General features: G+C 75.0%; 18 protein-coding genes. 9 read left to right on the forward strand and 9 right to left on the reverse strand.

All coding sequences use genetic code 11. The features are described 5' to 3' along the window. Positions 1 to 16: 16 nt before the first annotated feature. The 3 genes from AC0IVP_RS07545 to AC0IVP_RS07555 form a co-directional block, all read right to left on the reverse strand. A complete protein-coding gene (locus AC0IVP_RS07545; protein WP_471755643.1) occupies positions 17 to 769 on the reverse strand; it encodes an ABC transporter permease in 753 nt (250 codons plus the stop codon). Beyond that, positions 766 to 1,737 carry an ABC transporter ATP-binding protein gene (locus tag AC0IVP_RS07550; RefSeq protein ID WP_471755645.1) on the reverse strand — a complete coding sequence of 324 codons (972 nt, stop codon included), beginning with the start codon at positions 1,735 to 1,737 and terminating at the stop codon, positions 766 to 768. The genes AC0IVP_RS07545 and AC0IVP_RS07550 overlap by 4 nt, the downstream gene beginning before the upstream one ends. Positions 1,738 to 1,859: 122 nt before the next feature. Continuing rightward, positions 1,860 to 2,429 (reverse strand): TetR/AcrR family transcriptional regulator, encoded by a 570-nt coding sequence (locus AC0IVP_RS07555; protein WP_471755647.1) that lies wholly within the window; start codon positions 2,427 to 2,429, stop codon positions 1,860 to 1,862. A 24-nt stretch (positions 2,430 to 2,453) separates the two neighbouring features. On the opposite strand from AC0IVP_RS07555, the gene AC0IVP_RS07560 reads away from it, so the two are divergent. Both AC0IVP_RS07560 and AC0IVP_RS07565 read left to right on the forward strand, forming a co-directional pair. Then, on the forward strand, positions 2,454 to 2,834 hold the full coding sequence (locus AC0IVP_RS07560; RefSeq protein WP_471755649.1) for a DUF1707 SHOCT-like domain-containing protein: 381 nt from the start codon (positions 2,454 to 2,456) through the stop codon (positions 2,832 to 2,834). A gap of 46 nt (positions 2,835 to 2,880) precedes the next feature. Further along, complete coding sequence (locus AC0IVP_RS07565) at positions 2,881 to 3,708, forward strand: tyrosine-protein phosphatase (protein WP_056300588.1); 828 nt, start codon at positions 2,881 to 2,883, stop codon at positions 3,706 to 3,708. A gap of 91 nt (positions 3,709 to 3,799) precedes the next feature. On the opposite strand, the gene AC0IVP_RS07570 is transcribed toward AC0IVP_RS07565, so the two are convergent. Beyond that, a complete protein-coding gene (locus AC0IVP_RS07570; RefSeq protein WP_157519649.1) occupies positions 3,800 to 3,946 on the reverse strand; it encodes a hypothetical protein in 147 nt (48 codons plus the stop codon). Between the two features lie 337 nt (positions 3,947 to 4,283). Further along, a complete protein-coding gene (locus tag AC0IVP_RS07575) occupies positions 4,284 to 5,999 on the reverse strand; it encodes a phosphoenolpyruvate--protein phosphotransferase (protein ID WP_471755651.1) in 1,716 nt (571 codons plus the stop codon). 282 nt (positions 6,000 to 6,281) lie between these two features. Between AC0IVP_RS07575 and AC0IVP_RS07580 the strand changes: the two genes are divergently transcribed. The 4 genes from AC0IVP_RS07580 to AC0IVP_RS07595 all read left to right on the forward strand — a co-directional run bounded on the left by AC0IVP_RS07580 (position 6,282) and on the right by AC0IVP_RS07595 (position 10,551). Continuing rightward, positions 6,282 to 7,049 (forward strand): DeoR/GlpR family DNA-binding transcription regulator, encoded by a 768-nt coding sequence (locus AC0IVP_RS07580; protein WP_471755653.1) that lies wholly within the window; start codon positions 6,282 to 6,284, stop codon positions 7,047 to 7,049. Continuing rightward, on the forward strand, positions 7,046 to 8,047 hold the full coding sequence (locus AC0IVP_RS07585; RefSeq protein WP_056300593.1) for a 1-phosphofructokinase family hexose kinase: 1,002 nt from the start codon (positions 7,046 to 7,048) through the stop codon (positions 8,045 to 8,047). Before AC0IVP_RS07580 ends, AC0IVP_RS07585 begins: the two co-directional genes overlap by 4 nt. A gap of 67 nt (positions 8,048 to 8,114) precedes the next feature. Beyond that, positions 8,115 to 10,250, forward strand: a complete 2,136-nt coding sequence (locus AC0IVP_RS07590; RefSeq protein WP_471755655.1) for a PTS fructose transporter subunit IIABC — start codon at positions 8,115 to 8,117, stop codon at positions 10,248 to 10,250. Between the two features lie 40 nt (positions 10,251 to 10,290). Continuing rightward, positions 10,291 to 10,551, forward strand: a complete 261-nt coding sequence (locus AC0IVP_RS07595; protein WP_056300598.1) for an HPr family phosphocarrier protein — start codon at positions 10,291 to 10,293, stop codon at positions 10,549 to 10,551. 166 nt (positions 10,552 to 10,717) lie between these two features. On the opposite strand, the gene AC0IVP_RS07600 is transcribed toward AC0IVP_RS07595, so the two are convergent. From AC0IVP_RS07600 to pdhA, 4 genes are read right to left on the reverse strand one after another with little or no spacing between them, the layout of a single operon-like run. Beyond that, entirely contained in the window at positions 10,718 to 11,896 is a 1,179-nt protein-coding gene (locus tag AC0IVP_RS07600; protein ID WP_471755657.1) for an AGE family epimerase/isomerase, read from the reverse strand. Between the two features lie 10 nt (positions 11,897 to 11,906). Beyond that, entirely contained in the window at positions 11,907 to 13,439 is a 1,533-nt protein-coding gene (locus tag AC0IVP_RS07605; protein WP_471755659.1) for a dihydrolipoamide acetyltransferase family protein, read from the reverse strand. 1 nt (position 13,440) lies between these two features. After that, positions 13,441 to 14,415, reverse strand: a complete 975-nt coding sequence (locus AC0IVP_RS07610) for an alpha-ketoacid dehydrogenase subunit beta (protein WP_471755661.1) — start codon at positions 14,413 to 14,415, stop codon at positions 13,441 to 13,443. Next, positions 14,412 to 15,551, reverse strand: a complete 1,140-nt coding sequence (pdhA, locus tag AC0IVP_RS07615) for a pyruvate dehydrogenase (acetyl-transferring) E1 component subunit alpha (RefSeq protein WP_235565000.1) — start codon at positions 15,549 to 15,551, stop codon at positions 14,412 to 14,414. The genes AC0IVP_RS07610 and pdhA overlap by 4 nt, the downstream gene beginning before the upstream one ends. A gap of 185 nt (positions 15,552 to 15,736) precedes the next feature. On the opposite strand from pdhA, the gene AC0IVP_RS07620 reads away from it, so the two are divergent. Genes AC0IVP_RS07620 through AC0IVP_RS07630 form a run of 3 tightly spaced genes read left to right on the forward strand, consistent with a single transcriptional unit; the run spans position 15,737 to position 18,347 of the window. Then, the gene (locus AC0IVP_RS07620) at positions 15,737 to 16,207 is read left to right on the forward strand and encodes an Lrp/AsnC family transcriptional regulator (RefSeq protein WP_471755663.1); all 471 of its coding nucleotides are present in this window, start codon (positions 15,737 to 15,739) and stop codon (positions 16,205 to 16,207) included. 19 nt (positions 16,208 to 16,226) lie between these two features. Further along, complete coding sequence (locus AC0IVP_RS07625; protein WP_471755665.1) at positions 16,227 to 17,789, forward strand: alpha/beta fold hydrolase; 1,563 nt, start codon at positions 16,227 to 16,229, stop codon at positions 17,787 to 17,789. Between the two features lie 39 nt (positions 17,790 to 17,828). After that, positions 17,829 to 18,347: a hypothetical protein gene (locus AC0IVP_RS07630; protein WP_200939176.1), complete on the forward strand. Its 519-nt coding sequence runs from the start codon at positions 17,829 to 17,831 to the stop codon at positions 18,345 to 18,347. Positions 18,348 to 18,450: the final 103 nt, after the last annotated feature.

Genomic DNA, 18,450 nt, shown 5'->3' on the forward strand with positions numbered 1-18,450 from the left:
TCCCGCAGGGCCGAGGTCACCGGCGCGGGGCCCACCGGAAGCCCCGGGCGGCGGCGACGCCGGCCACGACGAGCCAGACCGCGAGCACGGCGGCCGGCTGCAGGGCCGCGGCCCACAGGTCCCCGCCGGAGACGGTCTCGCCGTCCCAGGTGGTGCCGGCCAGGCCCAGCTGGACCAGCTCGATCACCGGGGTGACCGGCAGCAGCCGGGCCACCGTGGCCAGCCAGTCCGGGAAGACGCTGATCGGGTACAGCAGGCCGGACAGCGCAGTGTTGACCAGCACGATCGGCAGGGTGGTGATCTGCGCGGACTCCGGGGTCCGGGTGAACGACGTGCTCGCCGCGGCCAGCAGCACCATCAGCAGGATGCCGGCCAGCACGCCGACGACGGGCAGGACGACGTCGGCGGGGGCGGTCCACTCCCCCAGCGCCAGCACGCCGACGGCGACGACGGCCAGCTGGCCCACGGTGATGAGCAGCGTGGGGGCGGCGGTGGCGGCCAGCACCTCGGTGCCGGTGAGCTCGCCGGTGCGCATCCGCTGGAGCACCAGGTCCTCGCGCCGGGCCACGTAGGTGGTGACCAGGTTGTAGTAGGTCAGGTAGATGAGAGTGATGCCGACGGCGGCCTGCAGCAGCAGCGGGCCGAGGGCGACGCCGTCCTCGCCGGCGCCCAGGACCGGGACGGCGGCGACCAGCAGCAGCGGCAGCACGACGGAGTTGACCAGGGCGGTGCGGTTGCGCAGCAGCAGCCGCGTCTCGGCGGCGGTCATCGGTTCTCCTCCGGGGTGGTGGCGACGGCGGGGTGGGCGCCGTCGGCGACGGCGAGGAAGGCCTGCTCCAGGGAGCCGGCCCGGGCGAGCAGGGTGCGCAGCACGACCCCGTGCTGGGCGGCCCAGGCGAGCAGCTCGGCGAGGACCGGCTGCAGGGAGCCGGTCTGCCACTCGACCCGGCGGCCGGTCGAGACGACCTGGACGCCGGCGGGCACCGGCGGCTGGGGGGCGTCGTCGTCCAGGACGAAGCGGACGGTGGCGGGCTGGGTCTCGGCGATCTCGGCCTGGGTGCCCGACAGCACGACCTGGCCGGCCCGCATGACCGCGACCCGGTCGGCGAGCACCTCGGCCTCCTCCAGGTGGTGGGTGGTCAGCAGCACCGCGGCGCCGTCGGCGACCAGGCCCTGCACCAGCTCCCACACCTGGCGGCGGGACTCGGGGTCCAGCCCGGTGGTCGGCTCGTCCAGGACGACGACGCTGGGGCGGCCCAGCAGCGCCAGGGCCAGGTCCAGCCGGCGGCGCTCGCCGCCGGACAGCGACCGGACCCGGACGTCGGCCCGGCCGGTCAGGCTGACCTGGGCGAGGGCCTCCTGGACCGGGCGGGGCGCGGTGAGCGTGCCGGCCCAGGTGCGCAGGGTCTCGGCGACGGTGAGGTCACCGGGCAGCCCGCTGGTCTGCAGCAGCACGCCGAGCTCGCGGCGGACCCGGGCCCGGTCACGGACCGGGTCCAGGCCCAGCACCCGGACGGTGCCGCCGCCGGCCGGTGCGAGGCCCTCCAGCACCTCCAGCGCGGAGGTCTTGCCGGCGCCGTTGACACCGAGCAGGGCCAGCACCTCGCCGGGCTGGACCTCGAAGGAGATGCCGCGGACGGCCTCGAAGTCGCCGTAGCTGCGGCGCAGGTCGGTGACCTCGATGGCCGGGGTGGTGCGGGTGCTCCGGGGTGCCGGGGGTGCGGTGGCGGGCTGCATCGTCGTCCTCCTGGGTGGGTCGTCGTCCGTCACCACCGACGGTGCCCGCCCCCGGGCCCCGGGGGAGGTGCCGTCCTCCACGACCTGCGCGGAGGGTCTGCACGGTCCACCCGTGAGGTTCGTCAGGGGTGGGGCGTGTCCGCAGGAGCGAGCAGCAGCGCGAGGGCCCGGTCCAGCGCCCGGAGGACCTCGTCCGCGGCCTCCGGGGCGTAGAGCAGCCGCGTGGTCCACCCGTCGGCCAGCGCGACGACGGTGCTGGCGACCGCTGCCGGGTCCGGCTCGTCGGGGCGCGCGTGGCCGACGGCCCCGGTCAGCCAGCCCAGCACCGTCGCGTCCTGGTCCCGCAGCACGTCGGCCATCCAGGGGACGGTCGCGGCCCGGCCGGCCACTGCGGTCCAGACCAGGCCCTCCTCCCGGCGGACGGCGTCCAGCGGCAGGGTCTCCTGGACCAGTGCGGCGACGTCGGTGGCCAGGTCCCCGGTCTGCGGGAGCGCGGCCATCCGGGCACCGACCCGCTCGGTCATCCGCTCGACGGCAGCCGTGAGCAACTCGTCCTTGGTGCCCAGGGTCTTCTGCAGCGCCCCCGCCGACCAGCCGGCCTCGGCCGCGACCGTGCGGATGCTCACCGCCTCCAGTCCACCGCGGGCCACCAGACGCAGGGCGGCGTCGGCGAACTCGGTGCGCCGGGTCATGGATACGACTGTATCCTGTTTCGCATGAGCACCGACCACCGCCCCGGCACCGAGCTCCGGGCGACGTCCCTGGACCGCCTCGGCAGCGCCCTGACCACCGGCGAACTCGACCTGGAGGAGTACGAGCGGCGCACCGGCCTCGCCCGGTCCACCACCTCGACGGCCGAGCTGACCGGGCTCACCGCCGACCTCGCCGAGGACCCCCGCGCCGCCCGCCGCCGAGACCGGCGCGAGTGGGTCGAGGAGTGGCGGTGGTGGCTGGCCGGCGTCGTGGTGCTGGTCGGCGCATGGGCGGCACAGAGCGCCGTCGACGGCGTACCGCGGGCGTTCTGGCCGGGCGTGCCGCTGGGGGTCTGGGCCGCCGTCCTGCTCGCGCTCGCCGTCGTCCCGCGCGGTCGGGACTGACCCGCCCAGCCGCGCGCCGGGACGCCGTCCTGGATAGGTTCGCCCCGTGCCCGACACCGACCGCTGGCTGGCCCTGCAGGGGACCGCGAACACCCGCGACCTGGGCGGGCTGCCGCTGGTCGGCGGCGGGGCGACGGTGCCGGGCCGGGTGCTGCGCAGCGACGACCTGCAGGAGCTGACCGAGCAGGACGTGCACCTGCTGGTCGACGAGCTGGGCGTGACCGACGTCGTGGACCTGCGCACCAGCGCCGAGGTCCGGATGGAGGGCCGCGGGCCGCTGCGGGGTCTCCCGGGCGTCAGGCACCGGCACTTCACGCTGATCCCCGAGGCCGGGGAGCACACCGACGTCTTCGCCGCCGAGGACCCGCAGGCCGACGTCGACCTGCCCTCGGACTGGGTGGAGACGCTGCTGCCGCGGGCGGTCGCGGCCGGCGACGAGGACGAGACCCCGGCGGTGAAGTCCTACCTGGGCTACCTGTCCGACGGCGCCGAGAACGTGGTGGGTGCGCTGCGCGCGGTGGCCGCGGCACCCGGCGCGGCGGTCGTGCACTGCGCCGCTGGCAAGGACCGCACCGGCGTGGTGTGCGCTTTGGCCCAGTCGGTCGCCGGGGTGGAGCGGGAGGCCGTGGTCGAGGACTACGCGCTGACCGCCGAGCGGATCCAGGGCGTGGTGGACAAGCTGTCGGCCCGGTCGACCTACGCCCAGGACATGGCCCGCCGGGACGTGGCCAGCCACACCCCGCGCGCGGAGACGATGCGCCGGGTGCTGGACCTGCTCGACGAGCGGGACGGCGGCCCGCTGGGCTGGCTGACCGCGCACGGCTTCGGCCCCGAGGAGCAGGCCGCGCTCCGGGACCGGCTCACCCGGCCCTGAGCCCGGCCCCACCGGGCCCGGACGGCGAACGACCCCGCACTCCGCGAGGGAGTCGGGGTCGGTTGCCGTGCGCCGTCGGGACGGCGCTGCGTCAGCGGATGACGGCGGTGAACTGGCTGCTGTTCGCCAGGGTCAGCAGGTCGTCGCGCATCGCGGGGCTGCTGCTGCGGGCGAGCGCCTTGTCCAGGGCCCGACGGGTCCGCGACGCCTGACGACGCTGACGCCAGGTGCTGGTCACGCTGCTCATGGTGTGTCCCTCTTCCGTACTGCTGCGGTTGTTGTTACGCCTGTATTAAAGCAGGCGAGCGTCCGTTTGTTCCAACGGAACGGAGGTGATGTCGGCGTTTGATCTACGGATGTTCACCCGAAAGCAGCAGGGACCTACGAATGGTGTCCGGCGCCACACGCTGGGGGTGGCCCCGGACACCCCGGCGCCGGGCGCGCCGTGCCCAGGGCCACAGCGGGCCCGCGCGTGTCGACCCCGGACACGACGAGCCCCCGCCGACCGGGTGGTCGACGGGGGCTCGGCACAGAGCGGCGCGGCGCGGCGTGGTGCGGCGTGGCGCGGCGCGGGGTCAGGCAGCGGCGTCCAGCACCTCGCGCACGGCGGCGCGGGCCGCCGTCGGGTCGTCGGCCGCCAGCGCCACCTCGGCGGCCTGCTGACAGGTGGCCAGCGTGACCGTGCCGAGCTTGGCGCCGACCCCGGCGACCGAGGACGCCGCGCACGACAGCGACGTGATCCCCAGACCCACCAGCACGCAGGCCAGCAGCGGGTCGGCCGCTGCCTCGCCGCACACCCCGACCGGCTTGCCCACGCGCTGCCCGGCCTCGGCGGTCAGCTGCACCATCCGCAGCAGCGCGGGCTGCCACGGGTCGGTGAGGTCGGCCAGGTCGCCGGAGAGCCGGTCGGCGGCCAGCGTGTACTGGGAGAGGTCGTTGGTGCCGATGGACAGGAAGTCCAGGTGCTGCAGGAACCGGTCGGCCAGCAGCGCGACCGAGGGCACCTCGACCATGACGCCGGGGACCATGCCGCGCTCGCGCACCAGGGCGGCGAACTCGGCGGCCTCGGCCACCGTGGAGACCATCGGCGCCATCACCCAGGGGGTCGCACCGGTCCGCTCCGCGGCCTGGGCGACGGCGTCCAGCTGGCGGGTCAGGATGCCGGGGTCCAGCCGCGAGGTGCGCAGTCCGCGGACGCCGAGGGCCGGGTTGGCCTCGTCCGGCGGGGTGGCGAAGGCCAGCGGCTTGTCCGAGCCGGCATCCAGGGTGCGCAGCACGACCTTGCGACCGGCGAAGGCCTCGAAGACCTCCGCGTACCCCTTCGCCTGCTCCTCGACGCCGGGCTCCTCGGAGTGACCCAGGAAGGCCAGCTCGGTGCGCAGCAGGCCGACGCCCTCGGCGTGCGCGGCGACCGCGGCACGCGCCCCGGCGCCGTCCTGCACGTTGGCCAGCACCTGCACGGCGTGCCCGTCCGACGTCGTCGCCGGGCCCTCGTAGCCGGCCAGCGCCTGGGCCGCCTGCCGGGCAGCCTCCACGCGGGAGCCGGCCTCGGCCGGGTCCGGGTCGACGGTGACGGTGCCCTGCTCGCCGTCGACGAGCACGACGGCACCCTCGGGGACGTCGGAGAGCCCGCCCACGGCGACGACGCAGGGCAGCCCGAGCTGGCGGGCGATGATCGCGGTGTGGCTGGTGGAGCCGCCCAGGCGGGTGGCCAGCGCGACCACCCGGGTCGGGTCCAGCCCGGCCGTGTCGGCGGGGGCCAGGTCGTCGGCCAGCAGCACCGACGGGGTGTCGGGGTTGGTGACGCCGGGTTCGGACTGCCCGGTCAGCTCGGCGACGATCCGGTCCCGGACGTCGTTGACGTCGGTGACCCGCTCGGCCATCAGACCGCCCAGGCTGGCGAACAGCTCGGCGAACTGCTGAGCCGCGCCGACCGTGGCCACCGGCGCGGACGCCCCACCGTCGATGCGCTGCTCGACGGTGGACAGCAGGCCGCGGTCGCGGGCCAGGCCCGCGGTGGTGCCCAGCACGGCGGCGCTGACGCCGCTGGCTGCGGCGGCCCGCTCGGACAGCCGGGTGGCGACCACCTCGGCGGCGGCACCGAACCGCGCCTTCTCCGCGGCGCGGTCGCCCTCGGCGACCGGCTCGGCGTCCTCGGTCGGCAGCTGGACCGCGCCGTGCGGCCGGATGACCGGCCCCCACGCCACACCGGGGACGACCGGGGTGCCGGTGAGCACCGTCGGGCCGTCGGCGCTCGGGGTGACGGCGGCGTCGGGGGTGGTGGTCGACATCGTGTGCGGGGCCTCTCTGTCGGGCTGCGGAGCGGCCGGTGGCCGTTCACGGGCGGACTGCGCGGTGGTGCGGTGCGTGCGCCGGCGCCGGTGCCGGACGAGTGCGGGGCGTGCGGGGAGCGACACGGCGGGCGTTCGTACACCCACCGCGGGCCCCGGTGACCAGAGTCACGACAAGGCCTTGACTTGTCAACGTAACCAACGTAAAACAACACCAACACAGACGCGAAGCCACACGAACGGGCAGCGAGACGTGACCCGGACGACGCCGAGGAGGTGACCGTGTACGCAGAGGAACGCCAGCAGGCCATCGCCGGTCTCGTCGCCCAGCGCGGACGGCTCGCCGTCACCGCCGTCGCCGAGCGGTTCGGCGTCACCACCGAGACCGTCCGCCGCGACCTCGCCGTCCTCGAGCGCGCCGGGATGCTGCGCCGGGTGCACGGCGGCGCCGTCCCCACCGGCGCGCTGACCGTCGTCGAGCCCGGCCTGGGCGAGCGGCGCGGCACCCGCACCGAGCACAAGCGGCGGATCGCCTCCGCCGCGCTGGCCCTGGTGCCCGACGTCGACGGCAGCCTGGTGCTCGACGGCGGCAGCTCCACCGCCGCGCTGGCCGAGATCCTGCCCGCTGACCGCCGCCTGCTGGTGGTCACCAACTCGGTGCCCATCTCCCACCGGCTCACCGTCGCCCCCGGCGTCAGCCTGCACGTGCTCGGCGGCCGGGTCCGCGGCATCACCCAGACCGCGGTCGGGGAGAGCACCGTGGCCGCCCTGGCCGACCTGCGCGTCGACGTCGTCTTCCTCGGCGCCAACGGGGTCAGCGCCGGCCACGGCTTCTCCACCCCGGACGAGACCGAGGCCGCCAGCAAGCGCGCCATGGTCCGCGCCGCCCAACGCGTGGTGGTCCTGGCCGACAGCAGCAAGCTCGGCCGCGAGCACCTGGTCCGCTTCGCCAGCGTCGACGACGTCGACGTCCTGGTCACCGACGACGAAGCCGACCCGGACGTCGTCGCCGAGATCGAGTCTCACGGGATCGAGGTGCTCACCGCATGAGCAACACCATCGTCACGCTGACCGCCAACCCCAGCCTGGACCGCACGCTGGAGCTCCCCGGGCCGCTGGAGCGGGGCCTCGTCGCCCGGCTGGGCGTCAGCCACACCGAGCCCGGCGGCAAGGGGGTCAACGTCTCCCGCGCCGTCGCCGCCGCCGGCGCCGACGTGGTCTCCGTGCTCCCGGCCGCCGACGAGGACCCGATGGTCCGCGCGCTGCAGACCCTGGGCCTGCGGCTGGCCACGGTCGCGATCACCGACGCCGTCCGCACCAACTACACCCTCACCGAGCCCGACGGCACGACGACGAAGCTCAACGAGCCCGGCGCCCGCCTGGACGACGCCGTCCGCGCGGCGCTGCTCGCCGCCGTCGTCGAGCACGCCGCGACCGCCTCCTGGGTGGCGCTGTGCGGCTCGCTGCCCCCGGGCACCCCGGTCGGCTGGTACGCCGACCTGGTCCGGGCCGTCCGCTCCACCGGCGCCCGGATCGCCGTGGACACCTCCGAGGGGCCGCTGCTCGCCCTGCTGGCCGCCGGCCCCGACGCCGCCCCGGACCTGCTCAAGCCCAACACCGAGGAGCTGGCCCAGCTCGCCGGGGTCGACGAGGCCACCGTCGTCGCCGACCCCGACGCGGCGCTGGCCGCCGTCGCCACCCTGCACGAGCGCGGCGTGGGTGCGGTGCTGCTGACCCTGGGCGGCGACGGCGCCGTCCTCAGCACCGCCGACGGCGGCCTGTTCTCCGCCCGTCCGCCGGCCATCACCGTGCGCAGCACGGTCGGCGCCGGTGACTGCAGCCTGGCCGGCTACCTGCTCGCCGACCTGGCCGGCGCCCCGCCGGCCGACCGGCTGCGCAACGCCGTCGCCTACGGGTCGGCCTCGGCCTCCCTCCCCGGTTCCGCCGTCCCCACCCCGGCCCAGGTGGACGGCGCCGCCGTCCGGGTCACCGCCGGCCTGCCCGGCAGCAGCACCGCACCGCCGCACGAGCACGCCCCCGCGCACTGACGCACGCCGCGCACGCACCCGAGCCACCCCGACCGCGAACCACCCCACCGCGACCCATGGAGCACCCGTGTCCGCACTGATCACCACCGACCTGGTGGCGCTCGACGTCAGCCCAGGCGCTGACAAGACCGCCGTCATCCGGCACCTGGCCGGGCTGGTGTCCGCCACCGGGCGCGCGAGCTCGACCGAGGGCCTCTACGACGACGCCATGGACCGCGAGTCCAAGGTGGCCACCGGCCTGCCCGGCGGCATCGCGATCCCGCACTGCCGCTCCGAGGCCGTCACCGAGGCCTCGCTGGCCTTCGCCCGGCTCTCCCCGCCGGTGGACTTCGGCGCCTCCGACGGCCCCGCGGACCTGGTCTTCCTGATCGCCGCGCCGGCCCACGGCGACGCCGACCACCTCACTCTGCTCACCGCGCTGGCCCGCGCCCTGGTCCGGCCGGAGTTCGTCGCCTCGCTGCGCGCCGCCTCCTCCGACACCGAGGTCGTCGCCCTGGTGCAGGACGTCGTCTCCCCCGAGCCGGCGACCGCCACCACCGCCACCGCGCCGGCCGCCGGCGCGCACGCCGCCCCGGCCGCTGCCACCCCCGCCGCTGCCACCCCCGCCGCGTCGGCCGACCGCCCGGTGCTGGTCGCCGTCAGCGCCTGCCCGACCGGCATCGCGCACACCTACATGGCCGCCGACAAGCTGGCCGCCGCCGCCCGCGAGATGGGCGTCGAGCTGCACGTGGAGACCCAGGGCTCCTCCGGCGCGACCCCGATCGACCCCTCCGTGGTCAGCAAGGCCGCCGCGGTCATCTTCGCCGTCGACGTCGGCGTCCGGGACCGGGAGCGGTTCGCCGGCAAGCCGGTCGTCCAGTCCGGCACCAAGCGGGCCATCCAGGAGCCCGAGGTCATGATCCGCGAGGCCCTCGCGGCCGCGCAGGACCCCAACGCCCGCCGCGTCCCCGGCGCCGGCGCCTCCTCCGACGCCCCGGCGACCACCGGCGGCCGCCCGAGCGCCGGCTCGGAGATCCGCCGCTGGCTGCTCACCGGCGTCAGCTACATGATCCCGTTCGTCGCCGCCGGTGGTCTGCTCATCGCGCTGGGCTTCCTCTTCGGTGGCTACCAGATCGTCAACGGCGACCCCTCGGCCGAGGGCCTGAGCTACGGCCAGAACTGGCTGCTCAACAACAACCTCTTCGACCTGCCGGTGGCCCCGGGCATCGAGGGCCTCAACGACGGCTTCCTCGGCTACCTGGGCGCGCTGTTCGTCGTCCTGGGCCAGGCCGCGTTCGGCTTCCTGGTCCCGGCCCTGGCCGGCTACATCGCCTTCGCCATCGCCGACCGCCCGGGCATCGTCCCCGGCTTCGTCGTCGGTGCGGTCTCCCTGACCGTCGGCGCCGGCTTCCTCGGCGGCCTCGTCGGCGGCATCCTGGCCGGCTTCGCGGCCAAGTGGATCGCCGGCTGGAAGCTCCCCGCCGGTGTGCGCGGCCTGCAGCCCGTCGTGATCATCCCGCTGCTGGCCACCGTCATCTCCAGCGGCCTCATGGCCCTCGTGCTCGGCCGCCCGCTCGCCCTGGCCCTCGAGGGCCTCAGCAGCTTCCTCACCGGCCTGTCCGGCTCCTCGGCGATCCTGCTCGGGGTCATCCTCGGCCTGATGATGTGCTTCGACCTCGGTGGCCCGGTCAACAAGGCCGCCTACGTCTTCGCCACCACCGGCATCGGCGTCGCCGACCCCAGCCCCGCCTCGCTGCGCATCATGGCGATCGTCATGGGCGCCGGCATGGTCCCGCCGCTGGCCATGGCCCTGTCGACCTTCCTGCGCAAGCAGCTCTACACCCCCGCGGAGCGGGAGAACGGCAAGGCCGGCATCCTGCTGGGCCTGTCCTTCATCTCCGAGGGCGCCATCCCGTTCGCCGCCGCCGACCCGCTGCGGGTCATCCCCTCGATGATGCTGGGCGGGGCCACCTCCGGTGCCCTCATCGCGGCCTTCGGCACCGAGCTGCGGGCGCCCCACGGCGGTGTCTTCGTCTTCTTCGCGATGACGAACTTCTTCCTCTTCCTGCTCGCCGTCCTCATCGGGGCCGTCGTCGGTGGCATCGCCGTCACCGTCGCCAAGGGCATCGGCCGCACCCCGGAGACCACGCCGGCAGCGGCCACCCCGGACGCGATGGTCGGGGACGCCGGCACGACCCGTGGTGCCACCGTCGGCGCCAACTGACACGATCAGTGCCAGAACTCGACGCAGAGGAGCGCACCGCATGCCCAGCCAGACCGTGACCGTCGGATCCGCCGTCGGCCTGCACGCCCGCCCCGCCGCCCTGATCGCCGAGGCCGTCGGCAAGTCCGGGGTGCCCGTCACCCTGGCCACGCCCGGTGGCAACCCGGTCGACGCCGGCTCCCCGCTGATGATCATGACCCTGGGCGCGAAGAAGGGCGCCGAGGTCGTCGTCACCAGCGACGACGAGGCCGTGCTGGCCGACATCGCCGGCATGGTCTCCCGGGACCTCGACGCCGAGTAGCAGCCCCACACGACGCCCCGTCCCCCTCACGGGGGGCGGGGCGTTCGTGCGTCCGGGCCCGGCGGAGGACGAGGCAGAGGAAGCTCTACACCCCCCTTGATGGCCACGAGGGGGTGCAGAGCTTCCTCTGCCGCAGGTCCACCGGCGGCGGAGGACGGGTGGGGCCTCAGGGCAGCAGGGACGCCGCCACGCTGCCGCGGACCGGGCGGTCGGCGCCCAGCAGGAGCATCTGGGCCAGGTGGTAGGCGTCGGGCTGGCCGGTCCAGGTGCCGGTGCCGACCTCGCCGGTGGGGGTGAGCTCGTGGTGCCAGCTGCCGGTGGAGCGGTCCAGGAAGTGCGCGTCGCCGTGCGCCTCCCAGGTGTGCTGCAGCCCGGCGGCGCGCGGGTCCCCGGTGACCGCGTAGCGGACGGCGGCCGCGGCGACCGCCTCGCACAGCACCCAGTGCATCCGGGCGACGACGACGGGCCGGTCCGACCAGTCCAGCGTGTACGGGAAGCCGGGGTGGCCGTCGGCGGCCCAGCCACGCTCGGTGGCGGCGGTGAACAGGGCGGCGCTGTCGGCGCGCAGCCAGCCGGGCGCGCGCTCACCGAGGACGGCGTCCAGGTGCAGGCACAGCCGAGCCCACTCGAACTGGTGCCCGACGGTGACGCCGTAGGGCCGGAACGGGTCGGCCTTCGCGTCCGCCGAGTGCTCGGGCAGCGGCGTCCAGTCGCTGGTGAAGTGCTCGGGCAGCCGCCAGTCGGCCTCACGCGCCCAGCCGTGCACGATCCGCTCCGTCGAGCGCAGCGCGTGGCTGCGCAGCCGGGCGGTGGTCTCCGGGTGGGTGCCGGCCAGGGCGTCGGCGGCGGCCAGCGCGGCCTCGACGCCGTGCATGTTGGCGTTGGCGCCGCGGTAGTCCTCGGTCTGCGACCAGTCGGGGGTGGACGACTCCCGGGCCAGGCCCTCGGCGTCGTCCCAGAAGCGGTCCTCCCAGACGGCGAGGGCCTCGTCCAGCAGCTCGGCGGCTCCCGGCACGGCCGCGGTGGTCGCCGAGGAGGCGGCCAGCAGCACGAACGCGTGCACGTAGGCGGCCTTGGACCGGTCGCTGGTGCTGGCACCCCAGCCGCCGTGCTCGCCGTCCCGCAGCGGCCCCGAGGCCAGCGCCCGGACGCCGTGCTCGGCCAGCTCCAGTGCGCCCTCCCGGCCCGACAGCGCGGCCAGGGAGAACACGTGCGTCATCCGCGCGCTGATCCAGGTCTCCGTCGGCCGCTCCTCGACCACCCCGTCGGCACCCAGGTACCCGAACCCGTCGGGCACCCGGGCGCGCGCGGCGAAGGCGAGCAGCGGCCCGAGCTCGGTCTCCATGCGACCGACCCTAGAAGGCCAGTGCGGTCCCCGGGTCGTGGAGCACGGCGCCGATGTCGGCCAGGAAGCGGGAGCCCAGCTCGCCGTCGACGACGCGGTGGTCGAAGGACAGCGCCAGCTGGGTCACCTGGCGCACGCGGATCTTGCCCTTGTGCACCCACGGCATCTCACGGACCGCACCGAAGGCCAGGATCGCCGACTCACCCGGGTTGAGGATCGGCGTCCCGGTGTCGACGCCGAACACCCCGACGTTGGTGATCGTGATCGTCCCGCCGGACATCGCGGACGGACTGGTCCTCCCCTCCCGTGCGGTGGCGGTCAGGTCGGCCAGCGCGCCGGCGAGCTCGGCCAGCGACAGCCGGCCGGCGTCCTTGACGTTGGGCACGATCAGCCCCCGCGGGGTGGCCGCGGCGATGCCGAGGTTCACGTAGTCCTTGACCACGATCTCCTGGGCCGCCTCGTCCCACGAGCTGTTGATCATCGGGTGCCGCTGCACGGCCAGCAGCAGCGCCTTGGCCACGAAGAGCAGCGGGCTGACCTTGAGCCCGGCCAGCTCGGGGCGGGCGGCGAGCCGGGTGCGCAGCTGCATGGTGCGGGTGACGTCGACGGTGAGGAACTCCGTCACGTGCGGCGCGGTGAACGCGCTGGCGACCATCGCGGCCGCGGTGTGCTTGCGCACGCCCTTGACCGGGATCCGCTGCTCGCGGCCCTCCGTGCCGGCGTCGGCCACCGGGAAGCGGACGACGGTGCCGGCGTCGGCGGCCAGCTCCGCCGGGGTGCGCGCGCCCGAGCCGCGGGCGGCGTCGACGTCGGCGCGGGTGATGACCCCACCGGCGCCGGTGCCGGTCACGGTGGTCAGGTCGACCCCGACGTCCTTGGCGTACTTGCGCACCGGCGGCTTGGCCAGCGGGCGCGGGGCGCCCCGGCCGGGGGCGACGGTGCGGCTGGGCGCGGCCTCCACGTCGGGCCGGGCGGCCGCGGCGGCCTCGGCCTGGCGGCCGGTCTCCAGGCCGCCGTGCCGGACCGGCTTGGTCGTGGCGTCCGGGGCGGTGGCCAGCAGCGGCGGGCGCTCGGACCCCGGGCCGGTGTTCGAGCCGTAGTCGGCCTCGGGCAGCACCTGCGGCGCGGTGGCCCGCTCGGCGGCAGCCGCACCGGAGCGGCGCGGACGGCGGACGGCCTCGGTGTTCCTCGGGCCGTAGCCGACCAGCACCGAGGTGCGACCACCCGGTGCGGGCCCGCCGATCAGCCCGGCCGCCGGGGTGTCGTCGTCGGCTGCGGGGGCGGCGGGGGCGGCGTCCCCGCCGAGGTCGATGGTGATGATCGGGGCGCCGACGTCGACCGTCGTCCCCGGCTCGTGCAGCAGCTCCACGACGGTGCCGGCGAACGGGCTGGGCAGCTCGACGGCGGCCTTCGCCGTCTCCACCTCGCACAGCGGCTGGTTGGTGACGACGACGTCGCCGACCGCCACGAGCCACTGCAGGATCTCGCCCTCGGTCAGCCCCTCGCCGACGTCGGGCAGCTTGAACTGGCGCAGGTCGGCCATCTCAGAACCCCATCGCTCGGTCGACGACGTGCAGCACCCGGTCCAGGTCGGGCAGGTACTCCTCCTCGAGCTTGGACGGCGGGTAGGTGACGTCGTAGCCACCGACCCGCAGCACCGGGGCCTCCAGGGAGTGGAAGCAGCTCTCGGTGACCCGGGCGGCGATCTCCGCGCCCAGGCCCAGGTTGGTCTGCGCCTCGTGCACCACGACGCAGCGGCCGGTCCGGCGCACGGACTCCTCGACCGGGCCCAGGTCCAGCGGGGACAGCGTGCGCAGGTCGATGACCTCGATGGACTGGCCGTCGGACTCCGCGGCCTGGGCGGCCTGCAGCGCCGTCTTCACCATCGGGCCGTAGGCCAGCAGGGTGAGGTCGTCCCCGGCGCGGACCACCCGGGAGCTGAACAGCGGCGGCGGGGGCACGTCCAGGTCGACCTCGGCCTTGTCCCAGTACCGGCGCTTGGGCTCGAAGAACACGACCGGGTCCGGGCAGGCGATGGCCTGCTGCAGCATCCAGTAGGCGTCGGCCGGGTTGGAGACGGCGACGACCTTCAGGCCCGTGGTGTGCGCGAAGTAGGCCTCGGGGCTCTCGCTGTGGTGCTCGACCGCGCCGATGCCGCCGCCGAAGGGGATCCGGATGGTGATCGGCATGGGCAGCCGGCCGCGGGAGCGGGCGTGGATCTTGGCGACCTGGGTGACGATCTGGTTGTAGGCGGGGAAGACGAACCCGTCGAACTGGATCTCGCAGACCGGCCGGTAGCCGCGCATGGCGAGCCCGACCGCCGTCCCCAGGATGCCGGCCTCGGCCAGCGGGGTGTCCACCACACGCGCCTCGCCGAAGTCCTTCTGCAGGCCGTCGGTGATCCGGAAGACCCCGCCGAGCTTGCCGATGTCCTCCCCCATGAGCACGACCTTCGGGTCGTCCTCCATGGCCTTGCGCAGGCCGTGGTTGAGCGCCTTGCCCAGCGTCAGGGTGGTCACTGCTCTGCTCCCTCGAAGCCGGCGTGGTAGCTGAGGAAGTCCGCGCGCTGGGCGGCGATCTCCTCGGTCTGCTCGGCGTAGACGTGGTCGAACATCTCGGTGCCGGCCGGGTCGGGCATCTCCAACGTGCCCTTCCGGATGCGGACGGCGAGCTCGTCGCCCTCGGCGTCGACGGCGTCGAAGAAGGCGGCGTCGGCCTTGCCGGAGCGGGACAGGTACGCCTTGACCCGGGCGATCGGGTCGCGCAGCTTCCACTCCTCCAGCTCACCTGCCAACCGGTAGCGGGTGGGGTCGTCGGAGGTGGTGTGCGCGCCCATCCGGTAGGTGAAGGCCTCGATGAACGTGGGACCCGAGCCCTCCCGCGCGCGCGCCAGGGCCGCGCGGGTGACGGCGAGGACGGCGAGGACGTCGTTGCCGTCGACCCGGACGCCGGGGAAGCCGAAGCCGGCGGCGCGCTGGAAGAGCGGCACCTTGGACTGGCGCTCGATCGGCACGCTGATCGCGTACTGGTTGTTCTGGCAGAAGAACACCACCGGGGCGTCGAAGGTGGAGGCCCAGATCAGCGCCTCGTTCACCTCGCCCTGGCTGGTGGCGCCGTCACCGAGGAAGGCCAGCGCGGCGGCGTCGGCGCCGTCGCGCTGGATGCCCATCGCGTAGCCGGTGGCGTGCAGGCACTGCGCACCGATGACGACCGTGTAGAGGTTGAAGCCCAGCTGCACCGGGTCCCAGCCGCCCAGGTCGTTGCCGCGGAAGAGGCTGATCACGTGCAGCGGGTCGACCCCGCGCGCCCAGGCCACGCCGTGCTCGCGGTAGGTCGGGAAGGCCATGTCGTCGGCGCCCAGCGCCCGGCCGGCGCCGATCTGCGCGGCCTCCTGGCCCAGCAGCGAGGCCCAGATGCCCAGCTCGCCCTGCCGCTGCAGGGCGGTGGCCTCGACGTCCCAGCGGCGGACCAGCGCGAGGTCGCGGTACAGCGCGCGGAGCTCGTCGTCGCCGATCTCCAGCGCGTAGTCCGGGTGCTCCACGCGCTCGCCCTCGGGGGTGAGCAGCTGGACCAGGTCGGGCTGGGCGGGCAGGTGCGGCGCGCCCGCCCCGGGGACCGGGTCGACCATCTCGCGCACGTCGGGTACTGCGGTCACGACTTTCTCCTCGCCGTCGTCCCGCGGCCACCGGGGTCTCCGGCGCCACGGTCGGTGGACGTCTCCAGCACCTCGCGGCACCGGTGTGCAGCACATCACTGTGCCGCAGATCTGCGCAAGGCCCCGGCGTCCGATTGCGCAGGATGCTCGGTCGGACCCGACTATGGCGTGGCACACTGAGCACCGTGCCCGGCATCGACGCCACTGACGCGCGCCTCCTGCTCGCCCTGTCCGAGGACCCCCGGGCCACGGTGATGGCGCTGTCCCAGGAGCTGGGGCTGGCCCGCAACACCGTGCAGACCCGGTTGGCGCGACTGGAGTCCGGCGGCGTGCTGGACCCCTTCGAGCGGCGGGTCCGGCCCGAGGCGCTGGGCTACCGGCTGGGCGCCTACGTGACCGTCACGGTCATCCAGACCTCCCTGGCCGAGGTCAGCGCCGGCCTGGCCGACATCCCCGAGGTGCTCGAGGTCATCGGGCTGTCCGGGGTGGCCGACCTGCTGGTCCAGGTGGTCGCCGTCGACGCCGACGACCTGTGGCGGATCAGCGAGCAGGTGCTCGCCATCCCCGGTGTGCAGCGCACCGACACCAACCTGGCGCTGCGCCGTTTCGTCGACCACCGGATGACACCACTGCTCCGCCGGGCCGCCGGGCTCTGACGCCGGTCTAGGGTGCGCCGTGCTCACCCGTGCGGCCCGGCCCCTCGCCAGCGTCCTCCTCGCCCTGCTGCTGGCCGGCTGCGTGACCACGGTGCCCGGGTCGCCGGCCCCCCGGGAGAGCGGCTGGACGTTCGTCGGCGAGGAGCCGTGCGACGACGCCGGTGCGGTGGGCGCCGACGAGTTCTCCTGCGTGACCCTCAGCGTGCCGGTCGACCACGCCGAGCCGACCGGTGAGCACTGGGACGTGACCTTCGGGCTGCGCCGGGCCGACGGGGACAGCCGCGGCGTCCTGGTGACCGCGACCGGCGGGCCCGGGTCCAGCGGCCTGTCGGTGGCCGATCTCTACCTGGGTTCCCGCTACCCGGCCGCGGTGGCCGAGCAGTACGACACGGTCTTCTTCGACCAGCGCGGGATCGGGCTCTCCCAGGAGTTCCGCTGCGACGACACGTACTACGGGTCCTTCGCCGAGACCGTCGACACCTCCTCCACGGCCGCCGACCGCACCGCGTACGCCGAGGCCGCCACGACGTTCGGGCAGGAGTGCTTCGCCGAGGCCGGGGTCGACCCGGCCACCGCACCCCGTTACGCCACCCGACAGGCCGTCGAGGACCTCGAGGACTTCCGCGAGTGGCTGGGCGCCCCGGCCCTGGTGCTCTACGGGGAGAGCTACGGGACGCAGTACGTGCAGACCTACGCCGCGGCGCACCCGGACCGGGTCGAGCGGGTGGTGGTCGACGGGGTGGTCGACCTGACCACCGACATCCAGGACTTCGCGCTGGGCTCGGCCCGCGCCGACTCCGAGATCCTGGCCCGCACCCTGCTGTCCTGCGACACCCAGCCCGCCTGCGCCGACGAGGCACCCGGGACCTCGCTGGCGGACTACGACGAGCTGCAGGCCCGGCTGGCCGCCGAACCGGTCACCCTGGACGACGGCACCGTCGTCGACGAGGCCACCCTGAAGAGCGCGGCCTTCGGGTGGATCAGCGACCCGTACTCCCGGACCGAGCTGCAGGTCGCGGTCAACGAGGCCGTGCTCGGCGACTACTCGGCCCTCGTCGACCTCGCCGAGGACGGCGGGGGGTTCGGCCCCACGGACGACTTCTCCGACGCGCTGTTCTACGCCGTCGAGTGCCAGGACTACGACTTCGTGCCCCAGGGCGGCGACGGCGCCGCCGCCCTGGACGGCTGGCTGGACCGGGCCGCCGCCGAGGGCGTCGACCAGCTCCGGCTGGGCGACTACTACTACGGCGACACCCCCTGCCACTTCTGGCCCGGCGTCGCGGACTCCCCCGACGTCCCGCGCCCGGCCCCGGTCACCGACCCGCCCTACCCGGTGCTGGTGGTCAACGCCGACGCCGACCCGAACACCCCGGTCGCCGGTGCGCTCGGCGTCTTCCGGGACCTGACGCCCGGCCAGGGCCCCGAGGACGCCCTGGTGCTGCTGCAGGGCGGGTTCCACGTGGTCTGGGGTGCCGGCGACCCCTGCGTCGACGGCCCGGTCGACGCCTTCGTGCTCGAGGGGACCGTGCCCGCGGAGCGGTTCACGAACTGCCCCGGTGACATCGCCGACCCCTACCCCTGAGCCGTTTCCGCCCCCACCGGGGCCGGGTAGCGGAGCGGCATGGCAATCGAGACCCCGTTCGGGGCGATCGGCAAGGGCAAGCGAGGCATCTCCACCGGCGGCTGGCTGCTGCGCGGTGCCGCAGCAGGAGCGGCCGGGACGACGGTGCTCAACACCGTGACCTACCTGGACATGGCCGTCCGTGGCCGGGGCACCAGCTCCACCCCGGAGCAGACCGTCGAGGCGCTCGCGGACAAGGCGCACGTCGGCATCCCCGGCGAGGGCGAGACCCGTGACAACCGGGTCTCCGGGCTCGGCCCGCTGACCGGCATCGTCGCCGGGGTCGGCGTGGGCGCCCTGTCCGGTCTCGCCCGCGCATTGGGCTTCCGGCCGAACCCGGTGGTCGGCGGGCTCGCCGCCGCCGTGGCCGCCCTGATCGGGGCGAACGGGCCGATGGCGGTGCTGGGCATCAGCGACCCGCGGACCTGGTCGGCCACCGACTGGGCCGCCGACGTCGTCCCGCACCTGGCCTACGGCTTCGCCACCCACTCCACCCTGGCCGCCCTCGACCGCGCCTGACCCGCCGCCCCGGGGGGAGGCAACGTCCGGTTCCCTGGGTGGACACAGCCATCCGGACGTGGAGCCGGTGCACGACGCGGCTCAACGTCCGGCGAGGCAGGTC

The organism is Klenkia sp. AC732 (assembly GCF_979256525.1).

Coding starts and splice junctions, on each gene's coding strand:
- AC0IVP_RS07585 (WP_056300593.1), top strand. CDS start 7,046: ATGAGCAACACCATCGTCACGCTGACCGCCAACCCCAGCCTGGACCGC.
- AC0IVP_RS07550 (WP_471755645.1), bottom strand. CDS start 1,737: ATGCAGCCCGCCACCGCACCCCCGGCACCCCGGAGCACCCGCACCACC.
- AC0IVP_RS07630 (WP_200939176.1), top strand. CDS start 17,829: ATGGCAATCGAGACCCCGTTCGGGGCGATCGGCAAGGGCAAGCGAGGC.
- AC0IVP_RS07560 (WP_471755649.1), top strand. CDS start 2,454: ATGAGCACCGACCACCGCCCCGGCACCGAGCTCCGGGCGACGTCCCTG.
- AC0IVP_RS07555 (WP_471755647.1), bottom strand. CDS start 2,429: ATGACCCGGCGCACCGAGTTCGCCGACGCCGCCCTGCGTCTGGTGGCC.
- AC0IVP_RS07595 (WP_056300598.1), top strand. CDS start 10,291: ATGCCCAGCCAGACCGTGACCGTCGGATCCGCCGTCGGCCTGCACGCC.
- AC0IVP_RS07545 (WP_471755643.1), bottom strand. CDS start 769: ATGACCGCCGCCGAGACGCGGCTGCTGCTGCGCAACCGCACCGCCCTG.
- AC0IVP_RS07575 (WP_471755651.1), bottom strand. CDS start 5,999: ATGTCGACCACCACCCCCGACGCCGCCGTCACCCCGAGCGCCGACGGC.
- AC0IVP_RS07605 (WP_471755659.1), bottom strand. CDS start 13,439: ATGGCCGACCTGCGCCAGTTCAAGCTGCCCGACGTCGGCGAGGGGCTG.
- AC0IVP_RS07600 (WP_471755657.1), bottom strand. CDS start 11,896: ATGGAGACCGAGCTCGGGCCGCTGCTCGCCTTCGCCGCGCGCGCCCGG.